Source organism: Halomonas sp. CnH100-B (assembly GCF_024124605.1).
In the GTDB taxonomy this organism is placed as follows: domain Bacteria; phylum Pseudomonadota; class Gammaproteobacteria; order Pseudomonadales; family Halomonadaceae; genus Vreelandella.
The window spans coordinates 621,008-637,879 of the sequence record NZ_JAMXRX010000001.1; the positions used below are offsets into that span (position 1 = coordinate 621,008).

Sequence of the window (16,872 nt, forward strand, 5' to 3'; positions counted from 1 at the left end):
TGGGCGAGGAATAGCGAATGACCTCTTGGTTGTTAGGGACAGGGATTATGTTGATTCACGTGCTGGGATTGATCTCGGCCGTGATGGCATTGATGTCGAGTCGAACGTCGCAAGGAGCGGTAGCCTGGATCATTTCCCTGCTGACCTTTCCTTATGCGGCAGTGCCTGCGTACTGGCTCTTCGGTCGGCCGCGTTTTTATGGCTACGTCACCGCTAGAGGCGCTAGAGACTCAGTGCTGCGTCGGGTGCTCGTCCGCTATCGCCATAACGTGAAACCTCACGTGGCCTATTCGGAGAACACCGATATTCAAGCCGTCGAGCAGTTAGCCATGATGCCGCTGACGAAAGGCAATAGCTCCGAGCTGCTGGTCGATGGACAGGCGACTTTCGACAGTTTGTTCGCCGGTATCGAGCAAGCGCAGGATTATCTGCTCATTCAGTTTTTCATCGTACGTGACGACGAGCTAGGTAGGCAGCTTCATCGATATTTGATCGCGGCCGTCGAGCGTGGCGTGCGCGTCTACTTTCTTTATGACGAAATTGGTAGTCGCAAACTCAATGACGGCTATTTGAACGAGCTGAGTGAGCGTGGTGTCGAAGTAACCCCGTTCCGCTCGTCACGCGGACTCAAACACCGCTTCCAGCTCAATTTCCGGAATCATCGCAAAATTGCGGTGGTGGACGGTAAGCAGGGGTGGGTTGGCGGCCTTAACGTCGGTAATGAGTACCTTGGCAAAAGTGCCAAGCATGGTCCTTGGCGAGATACCCATCTATACGTTCAAGGCCCCTGCGTCTTAGGGCTGCAAGAAGCCTTTTGGGAGGATTGGCACTGGGCTACGGGGGACGTAATCACGCTGAACTGGCATGCTGAAAGCCATCCACAGCAAAATCAGCAGGTGGTCATTGTTCCCTCCGGACCTGCCGATAAGCAGGACACCGCAGGTTTGCTCGTCCAGCAATTGATCCATAGTGCCAACCAGCGCTTTTGGGTCACCAGCCCTTATTTCGTACCTGATCAGGGAGTGCAGGACTCTCTGCGGTTAGCCGCCATGCGCGGTGTCGATGTACGCGTCATGATTCCTGAGCGGCCTGATCATTTGCTGGTGTTTCTCTCGGCGTTCTCCTTTTTGCCGGACATGCTCAAAGCAGGCGTTAAAATATACCGTTATCAACCTGGTTTTTTACACCAAAAAGTCATGCTCATTGATAACTCGTCTGCCACGGTGGGCACAGTGAACCTGGATAACCGATCGTTTCGACTGAACTTTGAAATCACGGCCTTCATTCCCAGCGCAGACTTTGCCCGCGACGTCGCTACCATGCTGGAAAACGATTTTGCGCAATGTCGGCGAGTGACCCTCGATGAAGTCAGCCAGCGCCCTATGTGGAAAAAGGTCGTGTCCCGTGCTGCTTATTTAATGGCACCCGTACAGTAAACGTCTCTCCCAGCCAAATAACCTAACCCCAGGCGTTCAAACAATAGGAGTCATGGGTGAATCTAGAAACAAAATGGCTTGAAGACTTCGTTGCTCTTGCTAACACACGAAGTTTTTCTGCCTCTGCTCGCCAGCGCCATGTCACCCAGCCCGCTTTCAGTCGGCGTATTCGGGCCTTGGAGCAGGCCGTTGGCGTCACCCTGGTCGACCGATCCACTACCCCTATTGGGTTGACCTCAGAAGGGCAGCTTTTTTTAGTGACTGCCCGCAACTTAGTCGAGCAACTGAACGAGTCACTCAGCCACTTGCGCGGTTTGTCGATTGCCAATGAAGCGCTGGATATCGTCGCGGCGCACTCGCTCGCGCTGAGTTTCTATCCCCCGTGGATCTCTAGACTGCAAAAAGGTCTGGGGGAGTTGCCGACGCGCTTGGTCGCCATGAACGTCGGCGAGGCCATTCATGTACTCCGCGAGGGTAACTGCGACCTGATGCTGGCGTACTACGATCCCTTCGCCACCATGCAGTTGGATGCAGAAGTGTTTCCTTCATTTTCCATCGGCAAAGTCAAAATGTTGCCGGTCTCGCTACCCGACGAGCATGGCCAACCACAGTTCTCTCTACAGCGTGATAGCTCGATACCTTATCTCGCCTACACCCAAGGCGCCTTCCTAGGCCGCAGTGTAAGGATGCTGCTAAAAAACGATCCGCTCCGTATGAAGCTGAGAACCGTCTATGAAACGGCGATGGCCGAAGGTTTGAAGGGCATGGTGCTGCAGGGCGTGGGCGTTGCGTGGATTCCGGACTTCTGCATTCGCGAGGAGCTAAAGACGGGCAGACTCGTGCGGGCAGGCGATGAGAGTTGGGACATTCCACTGGAAATTCGCCTTTATCGCTGTTCGCTGGTTCATAAACCAGGGGTAGAGAGGCTGTGGAGGCAGATGATGAAACTGCCGCGAGACTTTTTGCAAGCCTGAGCGCAGCGCTAAAGAGAGCCGAAATCGGCCGGTAGTCCGAGAAAGTTTTGAATAATGAAGAAGTGATCTTCGAACAAACTTTCTGGTTCTAGGTCGGCCAGCGCAACCCAGCGCGCATGGTCGCCGCCCTTGACGGGTTTCAGGCGAGGCAACTGTTGATCGGGCCGCAGGGCAAAATAGAACGCTTCGGCCAGTGTACGGCCTCGCCAGCTTCGGTGCGGTTCATCGAACAAGCGCTGGCCCTTCAGGGAGCCTTTCAATACCGGCTCGGGAACTTTCAGACGCAGTCGTTCCCGCAGCTCTCTCAGACAAGCGTCTAGCAGACGCTCATGGGGATTGATGAACCCACCTGGGAGAGCAAACAACCCCTTGCCGGGCGCTGCTGTGCGCTTGACCAGTAGTACATGGCCCGACTGGACGACCACGGCGTTCACCGTGACAAAGATGGGCGGGTAGGGGGCTTGTGCCCATGCTTGTCGATACTGATCTAAGAGCTGCTGCTCTTCTAAAAGCCGATGGTAGGCAGTGCCTTTACAAAAATCGCCAACGCTCTTTACGACGCCGGGGGGCAGGTCGTGGTAGGCACCGGTGCTCAAGTAGTCATCGGTAGCGCCAGGGGAGCGAAATAATCGCTCTCGTATTTGGCTGGCTGAAATCCCCTCGACCAAGGGCACGCTGACCGATTCCCACTGGGGGAAAAGCGATAAATAGTAGCTAGATTGCCCACGGCTTGCGCCAATCAGCCCAATACGCGGTAGCCGTGCATTGGCCGGGGCGGCTAAGTCGCGTACTTTTCGCTGTACATCTCTCACCCAGACATCGTCGTTATACAGCGCATCCAACAGGGGCGTAATTTCAAGCCGCTGATTGTCTACATCGTCAAACCCTGATCGAATCATCGCCTGACGCTCATCGAAATGCCAAGGGTTGCGCAATGAGCGTGCTTGCCAGGAGGAGCCGACCATGACGATGACTTGTCGCGCTTGTTTGAGAGCCTCACGAATAATGGCCAAATGTCCCAGATGGGGTGGCTGAAAACGACCAATGAACACCAGGCAATCGAAGTCGTACGACGTCATAGCTCGAGCGGCATCTGAGTTCATTGGGTGTCCTTGAAAGCTGAAACGAGTGGGCGAAGCGTCGCCATTATGGTGGGCGTCATACATCCCTGCAATGCTATCGTGCCTGCGCTCAACGCTTTGATTGGGTATGCTTATTCATGAGTCATCATATAAGCGTTGCAAAAGGACGCTGTGCACTGCGTGAAAGGGAAACATCATGATGAAAAAAACGCTCACGTTTTGGTGGAACGTGGTTCAAGATGCAACGTCACTATGGCTCGAACGCAATGCGTTCAGCTACGCCGGTTCGCTGGCCTTCTACACGCTGTTTTCATTGGCGCCGACCGTCATCATTGCGGTCACCGTCATTGGTGTCGTGTTGGGAGAAGAGGCCGCCCAGGGGCAGATCGTCGCACAGCTGCAGGGTACCTTGGGGGCGGATGCGGCGCTTGCCATTGAAGAGGCGGTCGCACAGTCGCGTATCGAAGAGTCGGGGGTGTTACCCACGCTCCTTGGCTTTATCGCGTTGCTTATCGGGGCCACGACCGTGTTTGCTCAAATGCAGTTTTCACTCAATACGATTTGGGGAGTGACCGCTAAACCTAACAGCAATAGCGCACTCATTTTCGTTAAAAATCGCCTGCTCTCTTTGACCGTGGTTCTTTCGATTGGCTTTATTCTGCTCGTGTCATTAGTGCTTGGTGTCATGTTGAGAGGGATGCTGCATGCCGCCAACGATCTACTCCCTTTTGCGAGTCTGCTGACGACAACGGCCGAGTCGTTGATCTCTTTGGCCATGGTGGCTCTGCTATTTGCCACGATCTTCAAAGTACTGCCGGATGTCGTGCTACGCTGGCAGGATGTCTTGATTGGCGCCGTAGTCACGGCGGTGCTGTTTACGATTGGGCGGAGCGTGATCGCGATCTATCTGGCCTATACCGCAACGGCTTCGACGTATGGGGCTGCGGGGTCCGTGGTCATGATTCTGCTCTGGGTTTACTACAGTTCTCTCATCCTGCTGTTTGGTGCAGCGTTCACGCGCTCGTTATTACTACGACGAGGTCGCCCGTTGGTGCCACGCAATAGCGCTGTGCTGGTCAAGCGAGAGCTGCTTTGAAGATAGAGGAGTCAGCCATGTCACAATGCTGCGTACGCGCTTTCGTCACTGGGAAAGTGCAGGGTGTGTGGTATCGGCGCGCCACGCAGGAGCAAGCGCTGTTGAGGGGGATTACCGGATACGCTAAGAACTTGCCCGATGGCAGAGTCGAAGTGCTCATGTGCGGACAGTCAGCGATGGTATCTGAGCTTGCTCAATGGCTATGGCAAGGTCCTGAAGGGGCGCAGGCTACGCACGTTACGCTTGAAACGCTGGCTGACCATCACGCCCCTGACCATTTTTCGACGTACTAGGCACACGCCGGGTGTGCCTAGACATCGAATCAATGGTTTTCCGTTTGCCATGCACGAATGTTGTCAGCGGTTAAAGCGACGATATTTTGACGTGCTTCGGGGGTTATCCATGCGTTGTGCGGCGTCACGATGAGATTGAGGGGTTCTGCGTTCGCCAGGGCATCCAGTAGCGGGTGTCCATCTCTTGGTGGCTCGGCAGGCAGTACATCGACTGCGAGCCCGCCAATGTCTCCGTTGCGCAGAGCTTCCAACGCCGCCACTTCGTCGATGATCCCGCCACGGGCACAGTTGACGATCAAGAGCGACGATTTGGCCTTTGCGAGACGCGCTTTGTCGAGAAGGTGTTTCGTTGCTTCGTTCAGCGGACAGTGAAGGCTGATGACGTCGGCGGTAGGTAGCAGTTCGTCCAAGGATGGGCGCTGATCGTTCTGCTCGTTGCCTGGGCGGGCGGCAAACGTGACCTGCATGCCAAAGGCTTCGGCTAGACGCGCCACTTCAGACCCCAGCTCCCCTTGGCCCACCATCACCAGTTGCTTGCCGGACAGCTGCAGCGTGGGATGATCCTGCAAGCAGAAAAAGTCGCTGTTCTGCCATTTTCCATCGGCAATGTCCGCTTGGTAGCGGGGTAGGCGGTTGGCCAGTGACAGCATGAGCATGAGCGTATGTTGCGAGACGCTGGCCGTGCCGTAAGCCGAGACGTTCTTGACGACGATGCCATGCGCTTTGGCGGCCTCTAAATCGATGTTGTTCAGCCCAGTAGCCAGCACACAGATGAGTCGCAACGAGGGTAGCTGGGCGAGCGTTTCGGCGTCGAGCTTTACCTTATTGACGATGGCGATATCGGCCTTGGCCAAACGTTCACAGGCCTGCGCCGTGGTGCTTTGTTGATGGATCTCTAAGTGCGTGACGGCATTGCGAATCGCCGTCAAATCGATATCGGGGCCAAGGCTTTGGGCATCCAGTATGACCGCTTGGGACATATTATTCTCTCCATTAACTGCCGAAAGCCGCTTGGCCTTGCTCGGCAGGGGGCACAAAAGGGTATAATGAGCGCTCTATCGACCGCAGTCTTGGAATTTATCCTGACAGGCCACATATTGTCAGCCTGGTAACGTTGGGTTAACCACGATACTGACAAGACGAAACCTGTTGGAGTTGAGCTTTTTCAGGAGCCATCAACATGCCCATCTATGAGTACGAGTGCAAGGCCTGCGGCCATCGCATGGAAAAACTTCAGAAAATTAGCGCAGATCCGTTAAAAAGCTGCCCTGCATGTCAGCAAGATGATCTGGAGCGCTTGGTCTCTGCAGCCGGGTTCCGCTTAGCGGGTGGCGGTTGGTACGAAACTGATTTCAAAACAGGCAGCAAAAAGAACCTTGCTGCCGATGGACAAGCTGCCGGTAGTGCGAAAAGCGATACCAGCAGTACGTCAACGAACAAAGGCGCCGCGGCGTAGCCGCGGCTGTCAGGGCCATGGCCCAAGACAACTTAATTGCCACGAAACAGAACAGGATGTGACATGCGCAGCCATTATTGCGGCCAGCTTAACGAAACATTGGTGGATCAAACGGTCACCGTTTGCGGCTGGGTTCACCGCCGCCGTGACCACGGTGGGGTTATCTTTCTCGACATGCGCGACCGTGATGGTATCGCCCAGTTCGTCGTAGACCCCGATACCGCCGAGGCGTTTGCTAATGCCGACCGTGCACGCAGCGAGTATGTTCTGCGTATTACTGGCCGTGTTCGGCTGCGCCCCGAAGGCACGCAAAACCCCAACATGCCTACCGGCATGATCGAAGTGCTGGCAAAAGAAGTCGAGGTGCTCAATACCGCCGCAACGCCGCCTTTCCAACTGGATGAGCATGGCAAAGTCGGTGAAGAAGTGCGTTTGAAGCATCGCTATATCGATTTGCGTCGGCCCGACATGATCGAGAAACTGCGTCTGCGCTCACGCATTTCGCACAGCGTTCGTGCCTACCTGGAAAACCAGGGTTTCCTGGACATCGAAACGCCGGTACTGACTCGCGCCACACCCGAAGGCGCACGGGACTACTTGGTACCTAGCCGCACCCATGCGGGCAGTTTCTTTGCACTGCCGCAGTCTCCCCAGCTGTTCAAGCAGCTGTTGATGGTGGCGGGTTTTGACCGCTACTACCAAATCGCCAAGTGCTTCCGTGACGAGGACCTGCGCGCTGACCGTCAGCCTGAGTTCACACAGATCGATATCGAAGCCTCTTTCGTGGAAGAGAATGACATCATGGGCATTACCGAAGCCATGATTCGTCAGTTGTTCCAAGAAGTGTTGAGCGTCGAACTTCCTGAGTTCCCCCGCATGACCTGGCAAGAAGCCATGGATCGCTTCGGCTCCGACAAGCCCGACCTGCGTATTCCGCTGGAGCTGACGGATGTCGATGACCTCATGCAGCAGGTGGATTTCAAGGTCTTCTCCGGTCCTGCCAGCGCAGACGACGGTCGTGTGGCGGCGCTCAAAGTGCCGGGCGGTGCCAAGCTCTCCCGTAAAGAGATCGACGAATACACCAAGTTCGTAGGCATCTACGGCGCGAAAGGCCTGGCTTGGATCAAAGTCAACGAGCGTGCCAAAGGGTTGGATGGTCTACAGTCGCCGATCGTCAAGTTCATGGAGAACGTTGTCGAAGAGCTGTTGGACCGTGTGGGTGCCGAGGATGGCGACATCATCTTCTTTGGTGCCGACAAAGCGCGTATCGTCAACGAAGCCATTGGCGCATTACGCGTCAAGCTGGGGGCCGATCTCGACCTCTACACCCAAGCCTGGGCGCCATTGTGGGTCGTTGACTTCCCCATGTTCGAAGCCGATGACAATGGGCGCCTAAGCCCGCTCCACCACCCGTTCACGGCACCGTCTTGTTCGCCGGAAGAGTTGAAGGCCGACCCGGCCAAAGCGCTCTCCCGCGCTTACGACATGGTGCTCAACGGCACGGAGCTTGGCGGTGGTTCTATTCGTATTCACGATCAAACTATGCAAAGCACCGTGTTCGAAATTTTGGGCATTGGCCAAGAAGAAGCGCAAGAGAAGTTCGGCTTCTTGCTGGATGCGCTGCAGTACGGCGCGCCGCCCCACGGTGGCCTTGCCTTTGGTTTGGACCGCTTGGTCATGCTCATGGCGGGTGCAAAAACCATTCGTGAAGTCATTGCATTCCCGAAAACGCAAAGTGCGGCTTGCTTGATGACTGATGCACCGGGTGAGGTCAGTGCCGATCAGCTAAAAGAGCTGAACATCCGTTTACGTCAAAAAGCCAAGGCAGATACGGCGGGCGAATAAGACCGCTGTGACGCTTTGACGAGTCAAACACCGACGCCTAGCGTCGGTGTTTTTGTTTGAGGCATTACCAAGAGAAGCGTCCATGGATGAGAGACAGCCGCCCACTACGATCAGGATTTTGGGGATCGACCCGGGATCACGTATCACAGGGTATGGGGTGATTGACTTGGTGGGAATAAAGCCACGCTACGTGGCCAGTGGCTGTATTCGCACGGCGGAGGGTGCGTTGGAGCAGCGTCTTGCACAAATTTACGCAGGCATTAGCGAGGTGGTCGGACTGCACCGGCCGGATGCCGTTGCCGTCGAGCGCGTGTTCATGGCGCAGAATGCAGATTCTGCGCTAAAACTCGGTCAAGCGCGCGGGGCGGCGTTGGTCTGTCTGGCGAACCATGGGCTGAGTATTGCCGAATACGCGGCACGACAGATTAAACAAGCGGTGACCGGGCAGGGAGGTGCCGATAAAAGCCAGGTACAGCACATGGTCACGACGCTGCTTGGCCTGTCGGCAACGCCCCAGGCGGATGCCGCTGATGCATTGGCCATTGCGCTCACACACGCCTTCGCAGGGAGCGCGCTTGTCGCGGCAACCCCATCACGCAGCAAACGGCGTTCCACGGGACGCTGGCGGCTCTAGGCCTTACTGGTCATCTGTACAGAGTGGCTTTATAGTGGCGGCTGTTTTGATTGGCTGGGAGGCATCACATGATTGGACGGTTAACGGGCCTATTGCTGGAAAAACAGCCGCCGTGGATGGTGGTGGACGTTCACGGAGTGGGCTACGAACTCGAAGCGTCGATGAACACGTTCGTGGCGCTACCTGCCCCTGGCGAGCAAGTAACGCTTTATACCCATCTCACCATCCGGGACGATGCACACCTGCTCTATGGCTTTGGGCGAGACCATGAGCGGGCGCTGTTTCGCGCGTTGATCAAAGTCAACGGTGTTGGTCCGAAGCTCGCCTTGGCGATTCTGTCCGGCATGGATGAAGACGCCTTCATGCGCTGTGTGCGAGACGATGACAGCAAAGCGCTGACCAAGCTTCCGGGGGTGGGCAAAAAAACGGCGGAACGCTTGATTATCGAAATGCGTGATCGTTTCCCCGAATGGGAGCAGGGCGGCGACGCGCCGTTGGCGATGGAAGCCACGAGTGGGCACGCCCCGCCCAGAGACCAGTTGGCAGACGCAGAGGCCGCCCTCGTCAGCCTGGGGTATAAGCTGACCGAAGCGGCCAAAATGCTCGCTGATGTTGATCCGAATCAGAGCACCGAAGCGCTCATCAAAGCCGCATTGACCAAGCGAATGTCCGGTTGATCTGTGGGGACATCATGAGTCTGCATTGGCAAGCACTTTAAAAGAGCCACTATGTTAGAACACGACCGATTAATTGCCGCTGAGCCAGAACAGGGCGAAGTACGCATCGACCATGCGATTCGTCCCAAACACCTCAAAGACTATATTGGGCAACCGCGGGTTCGCGAGCAGCTAGAGATTTTCATTGGCGCGGCGCGGCTCCGCGAAGAGAGCCTGGACCACACGCTAGTGTTCGGCCCGCCAGGTTTAGGTAAAACGACGCTGGCGAATATCATCGCCACCGAAATGGGCGTCGGGTTGAAATCGACATCCGGCCCGGTGCTGGAGCGCGCTGGTGACCTTGCTGCGATGCTCACGAACCTTGAACCCGGCGATGTGCTGTTCATCGATGAAATCCACCGCCTCTCTCCAGTGGTGGAAGAAGTGCTGTATCCAGCGATGGAGGATTTTCAGCTCGATATCATGATCGGTGAGGGGCCAGCGGCACGCTCCATCAAGCTGGATCTTCCTCGTTTTACTCTGGTAGGGGCCACGACAAGGGCGGGGTTGCTTACGTCGCCGCTGCGTGATCGCTTTGGCATCGTGCAGCGCCTCGAATTTTACAACCTCGAAGAGCTGACGGAAATCGTCGCGCGTTCCGCCCGCTTGCTTGGCGTGGAAACCAGCCGTGAAGGAGCCATCGAAGTCGCCCGGCGCTCTCGTGGAACGCCTCGTATTGCCAATCGTCTGCTGCGCAGGGTGCGTGACTACGCCGAGATCAAAGGGAACGGCGTGGTCGATGTCTCGTTGGCCGATGCCGCGCTCAACATGCTGAATGTCGATCATCACGGACTGGATCACATGGACCGCCGCTTACTGCTGGCCATGATCGATAAATTCGATGGCGGGCCGGTAGGGGTCGACTCTCTCTCCGCTGCCATTGGCGAAGAGCGAGATACCATCGAAGACGTCATCGAACCCTACTTGATTCAGCAAGGCCTAATGATGCGTACCCCCAGGGGGCGCGTGGTCACCCGTCAAGCTTGGCTACACTTCGACCGGACGCCCCACGAACAATCGATCGATGTCGAAGGAGAGCGTCGGCCATGAACGACGAGTTTCGCCTCCCCGTCCGGGTTTATATGGAAGATACTGACGCGGGAGGAATTGTCTACTACGTTAACTACCTGAAGTTTATGGAACGGGCGCGCAGCGAATGGTTACGTGATTTAGGGCTTGATCAGCAAACGCTGCTAGACGAAGGTACACAGCTAGTGGTATACCGCATGGCCTGTCACTACGCCAAACCCGCTCGGCTGGATGAGGCGCTCACGGTGACGGCAAAAATTACGCAACAAGGGCGCTGTCGCATGACGTTCGAGCAGCAAGTGCGCCGTGACGAGGAACTCTTGTGTTCCGCAACAGTCGAGATAGCCTGCCTAAACGCAGCCACTCTGCGTCCGAAAGCGTGGCCATCATCGCTTAACACCACACCTTCGTCGATAACGACATCAATTGATTGAAGAGGGCAACTGTGAACGATAACACCATGTCCATTCCCCACTTAATAATGAGTGCCAGCACGGTCGTCCAGCTGGTCATGTTGCTGCTAGTGGTGGGGTCGATCCTCTCATGGGTGGTGATCTTTCAGCGCAGCATTGCGCTTCGCCGAGCCAAGCAAGAGTACAACCAGTTCGAAGAGTCGTTTTGGTCGGGCGTCGATCTGAACGAACTATATCGCGAAATTCCGGCGGACGATCCACGGCACGGCGCAGAGCATATTTTTCAGGCAGGTTTTCGTGAATTCAATCGGCTCATGCCCAAGACCCGCAGCGCAGATACGGTGCTGGAAGGCGTTCAACGCAGCATGCGCGTGGCATGGTCGCGCGAAGAGGATCGTTTGACCCAGCATCTCGTATTTTTGGCAACGGTCGCCTCAGCCAGCCCCTACATCGGCTTATTTGGCACGGTTTGGGGCATCATGGGATCGTTCCAGTCACTTTCTATGACGCAGCAGGCGACGCTGGCCACGGTAGCCCCCTGGATTGCCGAGGCACTGATTGCGACCGCCATGGGGCTCTTCGCTGCGATTCCCGCCGTTATTTTTTATAACCGCTTATCCAATAACGCATCCCGCCTGTTGGGCAAATACGAAGACTTTGCTGAAGAGTTTCACGCGATTTTGCATCGTAATCTGCAAGGGCGTGACGGCAAACCTAGCGCCGGTTAAGGGAGTCTGCCATGCAAGGTCCGTTTAATCGTAGCGGCAAGAGCAAGCCGATGGGGGAGATCAACGTCGTTCCCTTCATCGATGTCATGCTGGTTCTGCTGGTCATCTTCATGATCACCGCCCCCATGCTGACGCAAGGGGTACAGGTCGACCTGCCTCAAGTCACCTCTGAGCCTATCGAAACACCGGAAGACAATGACCCCATCATTATTTCGGTAGACCGCGAAGGCGGCTACTTCATTACTTTGGGTGAGGACTCGACCTCCGTGACGCTCGAAGAGATGTCGGAACGGGTCGTGGCCATCCTACAGCGCCGACCGGGGACACCGGTCATGGTGCGGGGAGATCGCAACGTTCCCTATGGGCAGATCGTCCTGCTGATGAGCACGCTACAGCGCTCGGGTGTCGCCAACGTGGGGCTGCTCTCCGAGCCGCCGCAAGATGGTTAAGGGCGAGTCGCACATGGCTGTGAAACCACCGCGTGACCCTCAAGACGTTGGCTATACGTGGCCAACGGTGTTGGCCGTTGCCGTGCACCTGCTGGTCATTGTGTTTAGCTTGGTCAAGCTACCCAGCATGACGGCCGAGCCTGACTCCTCCTCGATCGTGCAGGCCACGTTTGTGAGCACGGAAACGTTCACTGATCAGGCCCAGCAAGTCACCGAGCAGCAGGCGGCCATGAACAATGCCCCTGAGCCGGAAACGCCCGACCCAGAACCGCCCAGCGACGAGCCTTCCGCAGAGGATCAGGCAGCCGCCGCAGCGGCGCAACGCGAAGCGGAGGCCGAAGCGGCTGAACAAGCCCGTGCACTCGAGCAGGCGCAAGCAGAGGCGGAAGCTGAGGCTCAGCGCCGCGCTGAAGAAGCGGAGCGGTTAGCCGAACAGCAGGCAGCCGAAGCCCAAGCCCGTGAAGCCGAGGAGCAGCGCGCTCGGGAAGAGGCTGAGGCTCAGCGCCAGCGTGAAGCCGAAGCAGAGCGTGCCCTAGCAGAAGCGGAAGCCCAGCGCCAGCGTGAAGCTGAGGAGCAGCGCCAACGCGAGGAAGAAGCTCAACGTCAGCGCGAAGCGGAAGAGCAGCGTGCTCGCGAAGAGGAGGCTAGACGTCAGCGCGAAGCCGAAGAGCAGCGAGCACGTGAAGAAGCCGAAGCGCAACGTGCGCGGGAGGCTGAGGCGGAGCGTCAGCGCGAAGAGGAGGCTCGTCGCCAACGAGAAGCAGAGGAGCAGCGCGCTCGTGAAGCGGAAGCCCAGCGTCAACGGGAAGCCGAAGAGCGTCGCGCAGCAGAGGCGGCGGAAGCCGCCATGCAACGCCAGCTCGCGGGAGAAGCAGAAGCGGCCGCCAATGCTCAACAGGCACAGCAAGCAGCCAATAGCTTCATCAATATCGTGCGCCGTGCCGTTGAGCAGGCCTGGCTGATCCCGCCAGCAGCGAGTGACTCGATGAGTGCTACGATACAGGTACGGCTTGGACCATCGGGTGAGCTATTAGCGACGTCCGTGGCCTCTTCAAGCGGCGACAGTGCTTTTGATCGTTCAGCCATGCAAGCGGTTGAACATGCGGCTCCGTTCAGCGAGTTACGTGACTTGCCAGCGGAACAGCAGCGTACTTTACGTCAATTTAATCTGCGATTTACCCCGGGGGATGTTCGCTGATGCAAACGTTAAGCAAAGTGTGGCTTTTTTGCGTACTGCTACTGATCAGCAGCGTAGCAAGCGCTAATCTAACCATTGAAATCACCCGTGGCAGCGATCAGGCGCTGCCCATCGGTGTCGTTCCGTTCGCAGGTAACGAGGGCCTGCCTGAGGACGTTGCGCAAATCGTGCAGGATGACCTCGAACGCAGCGGATTTTTCGCGCCGTTAGAGCGCAGCGCCATGTTCGACCGTCCAAGCCAAGCGGCGGATGTCGAGTTCGGCACCTGGCGTTCGTTGGATGTGCGCTATCTAGTGGTAGGGCGTGCCCAGCAGACGGGCAGCGGATATGAGCTGCAGTTCGATTTGGTCGACATCAGCGGTCAGCGTCCCATGATCAGTGAGACGGTGACGGCCAGCAGCAACGATCTGCGAGGCGCAGCACACTACATCAGTGATCAAATCTTCGAAGCCATCACCGATATTCGCGGTGCCTTCTCGACCCGCATCGCGTACGTAACGGCACAGGGGTTGGGTGACAACATGCAGTTTGGCCTGTACGTAGCCGATGCCGATGGACGTCGCAGCCAACAGGTACTGACGTCCGATCAGCCGATCATGTCGCCCGCCTGGTCGCCGGATGGCCGTAAATTGGCCTACGTCTCTTTCGAGACGGGCAAAGCGTCCATTTACATCCAAGACGTCAATACGGGACAGCGCGTTCAAGCTACGTCGTTCGATGGCATCAATGGTGCCCCGACGTGGTCACCCGATGGCCGCCGCATCGCCATGTCACTCTCCAAGGACGGTCAGCCGGAAATTTACGTGCTGGACGTAGCCAACCGTTCGCTGGACCGTATTACTAACAGCAACAGTATCGATACCGAACCCGCGTGGTCTCCGGATGGTCGCAGCTTGATTTTTACGTCGGATCGCAGCGGCGGCCCGCAGATTTATCAAACTTCGTTAGGCGGTGGAGAGGCCAACCGACTGACCTTTACAGGCAACTACAACGCCCGTGCACGTTTCTCGCCAGACGGTGAAGAGATCTTTTTGATTCACCGTTCGAGCCGCGGTTTCCAAGTGGCGAAGCAGGATCTTGATGGCGGACGCTTAGTCGTGTTGAGCGAATCCACCAGAGATGAATCTCCTAGTGTTGCACCGAACGGGACCATGGTAATCTTCGCTACCCAACAGGGTAATAGCGGAGTACTAAGTGCCGTTTCAGCCGATGGCCGCTCGTCATTTAGGTTGCCCGCAGCACAAGGTGATGTACGTGACCCCGCGTGGTCACCTTTCTTAAATTAATAGATGAACAGCACTAATTTCTGTTTTCAGGCAAGGAGTCTGATTATGCAACTTAAGCCGTTGGCTCGCTCATTGGCAGTCGCGTTATCTATCGTAGTTATCGCTGGCTGTTCCAGCACCGGCGGAACCCAAGACGGTGACTCGTACGGAAGCCAGGATGGCAGCAGTATGGATGCTAACACGTCGGGTGTGGGCACTAGTGGCCAGTATGGTTCAACGTCCGGTTCGGGCGCTGGCCAGCAGGCTGACTCACGTATTCCCGAAGTGCGTACGATCTACTTCGATTATGATCGTGACACCATCAAGAGCGACTATGAGTCGGTCGTCATGGCTCATGCGCGCTACCTGCGTGCCAACCCGAATGCCCGTGTGGTTTTGCACGGCCATACCGATGAGCGCGGCACCCGCGAATACAACATGGCGCTGGGTGAGCGTCGTGCCGGAGCCGTACAGCGTTTTCTGAACATTCAGGGCGTTTCTCCGTCACAAATGAGCGTGGTTAGCTACGGTGAAGAGCGTCCGGCAGCGAGTGGCCAAAACGAAAATGCCTACTCGCAAAACCGTCGCGTCGTCTTTAACTACTGATAGCATTGGCGTGCGCAAGCACGCCATTCGCATCATTCGGAGCTATCATGAATCACAGTCTCAAACGCTATTTTGAGAGGCTGTGCGGTGCGGGAGCCTTAGTGCTCCCGCTGTCCGTATTGCCCTTATCACTTTTGTCCAGTGCCGCCTTGGCGCAGCAACCCCTGGTACAAGATCTCTCTTCCAGTTCATCCAGCGGCTTTTACCAGCAGACTCAGCGGCAAGAGTCGTCAGGTGGCAACTTGGTGCTGTTCAACCAAGTGCAAGAGCATCAGCAGGAAATCCAGCAGTTGCGTGGTCAAATCGAAGAGCTGCGTCATCAGTTGGAGCAGCTGCGCAACCAAACACAGCAGCAGTATCTAGACATCGAAGATCGCTTGATGAGCAGCGCGCCTAGCCAAATCGAGCAGGCAACTCCGGCGGTAGAGCCTGAAGCGGCAGAGCAGGTCGTTAAAGCCCCCTCCACGCGTAACGTCAGTGAGGATGCTCAGGCAGATTACCAAGCGGCCTTTGCCCATGTGCAGGCCCGGCAATTTGGTGATGCGATTGCCGCGTTCGAAGCTTTCGTGGCCGACCATCCTGATAGCAGCCTGACGGCAAACGGCCACTACTGGCTAGGCGAACTTTACGCCGCCGAAGGTGAGCTGGACGCCGCAGATCAAGCCTTTACTCGCGTCATCGAAGAGTACAGCGGTAGTTCGAAAGTTCCCGATGCGCTCTACAAGCTGGGCTTGGTGAAAGCGCGCAAAGGAGAAGCGGAGCGTAGCCGTGAGCTTCTAGAGCAGGTACGCGACGACTATCCGCAGAGCAGTGCCGCAGGGTTGGCGAATGACTTTTTGCGCCAGTCGGCAGGTTAAATAGATTGACTAGAAACGCCTCAAGGAAACCTCATGAGCTGTAAAATCGACTATCAACCAACGCCCAATCTGTTGGAAAACCGCGTCGTGTTGGTAACCGGTGCGGGAGATGGGATTGGTCGCGCGGCGGCATTAACCTATGCCCGCCATGGGGCTACCGTAGTGCTATTAGGGCGCACGATTGCCAAGCTTGAACGCGTTTACGATGAGATTGAGGCAGCGGGCGGCCCACAGCCCGCCATTTTTCCGCTCAATTTCGAAGGGGCGACGCTCAAAGATTTTCACGATATGGCAGAAACGCTGGACAAAGAGTTCGGTCGTTTAGACGGCTTGTTGCATAACGCAGGATTACTAGGCCGAATCACACCTTTCGATCAATACAATCCGGAGCTGTGGGAGCAGGTGATGCAGGTCAATATCAATGGCCCCATCTGGATGACCCAGGCACTGCTGCCGCTCCTGCAAGCCTCCGACGATGCTTCGGTGGTGTTCACGTCATCCAGCGTAGGGCGTAAAGGGCGCGCTTACTGGGGAGCCTATTCGGTGTCGAAGTTTGCAACGGAAGGCTTTGTGGAAGTGCTGGCCGACGAATTGGACAATCAGCCCAACGTGCGGGTCAATACGCTGAACCCAGGGGCAACGCGGACACAAATGCGCCGTACCGCTTACCCTGGGGAAGACCCCTTCACGCTGCGAACACCCGAAGAGATCATGCCGACATACCTATGGCTCATGGGGCCCGATAGCAAAGGCGTCAGCGGCCAGAAGTTTGATGCCCAGCCGCCTCGCGCTTGA

General features: G+C 56.6%; 19 protein-coding genes. 17 read left to right on the plus strand and 2 right to left on the minus strand.

Translation table 11 applies throughout. The annotated features are described in order from the left end of the window. Positions 1 to 17 precede the first annotated feature (17 nt). Together cls and NH398_RS02780 are read left to right on the plus strand one after the other, a co-directional pair. Complete coding sequence (gene cls, locus NH398_RS02775) at positions 18 to 1,436, plus strand: cardiolipin synthase (RefSeq protein WP_253016344.1); 1,419 nt, start codon at positions 18 to 20, stop codon at positions 1,434 to 1,436. Between the two features lie 56 nt (positions 1,437 to 1,492). Then, the gene (locus NH398_RS02780) at positions 1,493 to 2,410 is read left to right on the plus strand and encodes a LysR substrate-binding domain-containing protein (RefSeq protein WP_159342224.1); all 918 of its coding nucleotides are present in this window, start codon (positions 1,493 to 1,495) and stop codon (positions 2,408 to 2,410) included. A gap of 8 nt (positions 2,411 to 2,418) precedes the next feature. Here the strand turns inward: NH398_RS02780 and NH398_RS02785 are convergent, their stop codons facing one another. Beyond that, a complete protein-coding gene (locus NH398_RS02785; RefSeq protein WP_253016346.1) occupies positions 2,419 to 3,513 on the minus strand; it encodes a bifunctional nicotinamide-nucleotide adenylyltransferase/Nudix hydroxylase in 1,095 nt (364 codons plus the stop codon). 175 nt (positions 3,514 to 3,688) lie between these two features. On the opposite strand from NH398_RS02785, the gene NH398_RS02790 reads away from it, so the two are divergent. Both NH398_RS02790 and NH398_RS02795 read left to right on the plus strand, forming a co-directional pair. Beyond that, positions 3,689 to 4,588: a YihY/virulence factor BrkB family protein gene (locus NH398_RS02790; protein ID WP_253016348.1), complete on the plus strand. Its 900-nt coding sequence runs from the start codon at positions 3,689 to 3,691 to the stop codon at positions 4,586 to 4,588. Positions 4,589 to 4,605: 17 nt separating this feature from the next. Next, positions 4,606 to 4,881, plus strand: a complete 276-nt coding sequence (locus NH398_RS02795; protein WP_159342221.1) for an acylphosphatase — start codon at positions 4,606 to 4,608, stop codon at positions 4,879 to 4,881. Positions 4,882 to 4,910: 29 nt separating this feature from the next. Here NH398_RS02795 and NH398_RS02800 read toward each other — a convergent pair whose 3' ends face one another. Continuing rightward, positions 4,911 to 5,861 (minus strand): D-2-hydroxyacid dehydrogenase, encoded by a 951-nt coding sequence (locus NH398_RS02800; RefSeq protein ID WP_253016350.1) that lies wholly within the window; start codon positions 5,859 to 5,861, stop codon positions 4,911 to 4,913. A 200-nt stretch (positions 5,862 to 6,061) separates the two neighbouring features. On the opposite strand from NH398_RS02800, the gene NH398_RS02805 reads away from it, so the two are divergent. From NH398_RS02805 to NH398_RS02865, 13 genes are all read left to right on the plus strand, one after another. Beyond that, positions 6,062 to 6,337 carry a zinc ribbon domain-containing protein gene (locus NH398_RS02805; protein WP_159342220.1) on the plus strand — a complete coding sequence of 92 codons (276 nt, stop codon included), beginning with the start codon at positions 6,062 to 6,064 and terminating at the stop codon, positions 6,335 to 6,337. Between the two features lie 63 nt (positions 6,338 to 6,400). Continuing rightward, positions 6,401 to 8,182 (plus strand): aspartate--tRNA ligase, encoded by a 1,782-nt coding sequence (gene aspS / locus NH398_RS02810; protein WP_253016352.1) that lies wholly within the window; start codon positions 6,401 to 6,403, stop codon positions 8,180 to 8,182. A gap of 82 nt (positions 8,183 to 8,264) precedes the next feature. Then, positions 8,265 to 8,816 (plus strand): crossover junction endodeoxyribonuclease RuvC, encoded by a 552-nt coding sequence (ruvC, locus tag NH398_RS02815; protein ID WP_253016354.1) that lies wholly within the window; start codon positions 8,265 to 8,267, stop codon positions 8,814 to 8,816. Between the two features lie 68 nt (positions 8,817 to 8,884). Continuing rightward, positions 8,885 to 9,493, plus strand: coding sequence for a Holliday junction branch migration protein RuvA (gene ruvA / locus NH398_RS02820; protein ID WP_159342217.1), 609 nt, complete (start codon positions 8,885 to 8,887; stop codon positions 9,491 to 9,493). A gap of 51 nt (positions 9,494 to 9,544) precedes the next feature. After that, positions 9,545 to 10,582: a Holliday junction branch migration DNA helicase RuvB gene (ruvB, locus tag NH398_RS02825; protein WP_159342216.1), complete on the plus strand. Its 1,038-nt coding sequence runs from the start codon at positions 9,545 to 9,547 to the stop codon at positions 10,580 to 10,582. Next, positions 10,579 to 10,995, plus strand: a complete 417-nt coding sequence (ybgC, locus tag NH398_RS02830) for a tol-pal system-associated acyl-CoA thioesterase (protein WP_159342215.1) — start codon at positions 10,579 to 10,581, stop codon at positions 10,993 to 10,995. Before ruvB ends, ybgC begins: the two co-directional genes overlap by 4 nt. 11 nt (positions 10,996 to 11,006) lie before the next feature. Next, positions 11,007 to 11,702 (plus strand): protein TolQ, encoded by a 696-nt coding sequence (gene tolQ / locus NH398_RS02835; RefSeq protein ID WP_159342214.1) that lies wholly within the window; start codon positions 11,007 to 11,009, stop codon positions 11,700 to 11,702. A gap of 11 nt (positions 11,703 to 11,713) precedes the next feature. After that, the gene (gene tolR, locus NH398_RS02840; protein WP_253016356.1) at positions 11,714 to 12,151 is read left to right on the plus strand and encodes a protein TolR; all 438 of its coding nucleotides are present in this window, start codon (positions 11,714 to 11,716) and stop codon (positions 12,149 to 12,151) included. A gap of 13 nt (positions 12,152 to 12,164) precedes the next feature. After that, the gene (tolA, locus tag NH398_RS02845) at positions 12,165 to 13,349 is read left to right on the plus strand and encodes a cell envelope integrity protein TolA (RefSeq protein WP_253016358.1); all 1,185 of its coding nucleotides are present in this window, start codon (positions 12,165 to 12,167) and stop codon (positions 13,347 to 13,349) included. Beyond that, positions 13,349 to 14,635: a Tol-Pal system beta propeller repeat protein TolB gene (gene tolB, locus NH398_RS02850; protein ID WP_159342212.1), complete on the plus strand. Its 1,287-nt coding sequence runs from the start codon at positions 13,349 to 13,351 to the stop codon at positions 14,633 to 14,635. Before tolA ends, tolB begins: the two co-directional genes overlap by 1 nt. 45 nt (positions 14,636 to 14,680) lie before the next feature. After that, the gene (gene pal / locus NH398_RS02855) at positions 14,681 to 15,220 is read left to right on the plus strand and encodes a peptidoglycan-associated lipoprotein Pal (RefSeq protein ID WP_253016360.1); all 540 of its coding nucleotides are present in this window, start codon (positions 14,681 to 14,683) and stop codon (positions 15,218 to 15,220) included. A gap of 47 nt (positions 15,221 to 15,267) precedes the next feature. Beyond that, complete coding sequence (ybgF, locus tag NH398_RS02860) at positions 15,268 to 16,077, plus strand: tol-pal system protein YbgF (protein WP_159342210.1); 810 nt, start codon at positions 15,268 to 15,270, stop codon at positions 16,075 to 16,077. Positions 16,078 to 16,110: 33 nt separating this feature from the next. After that, entirely contained in the window at positions 16,111 to 16,872 is a 762-nt protein-coding gene (locus NH398_RS02865; protein WP_159342209.1) for a YciK family oxidoreductase, read from the plus strand.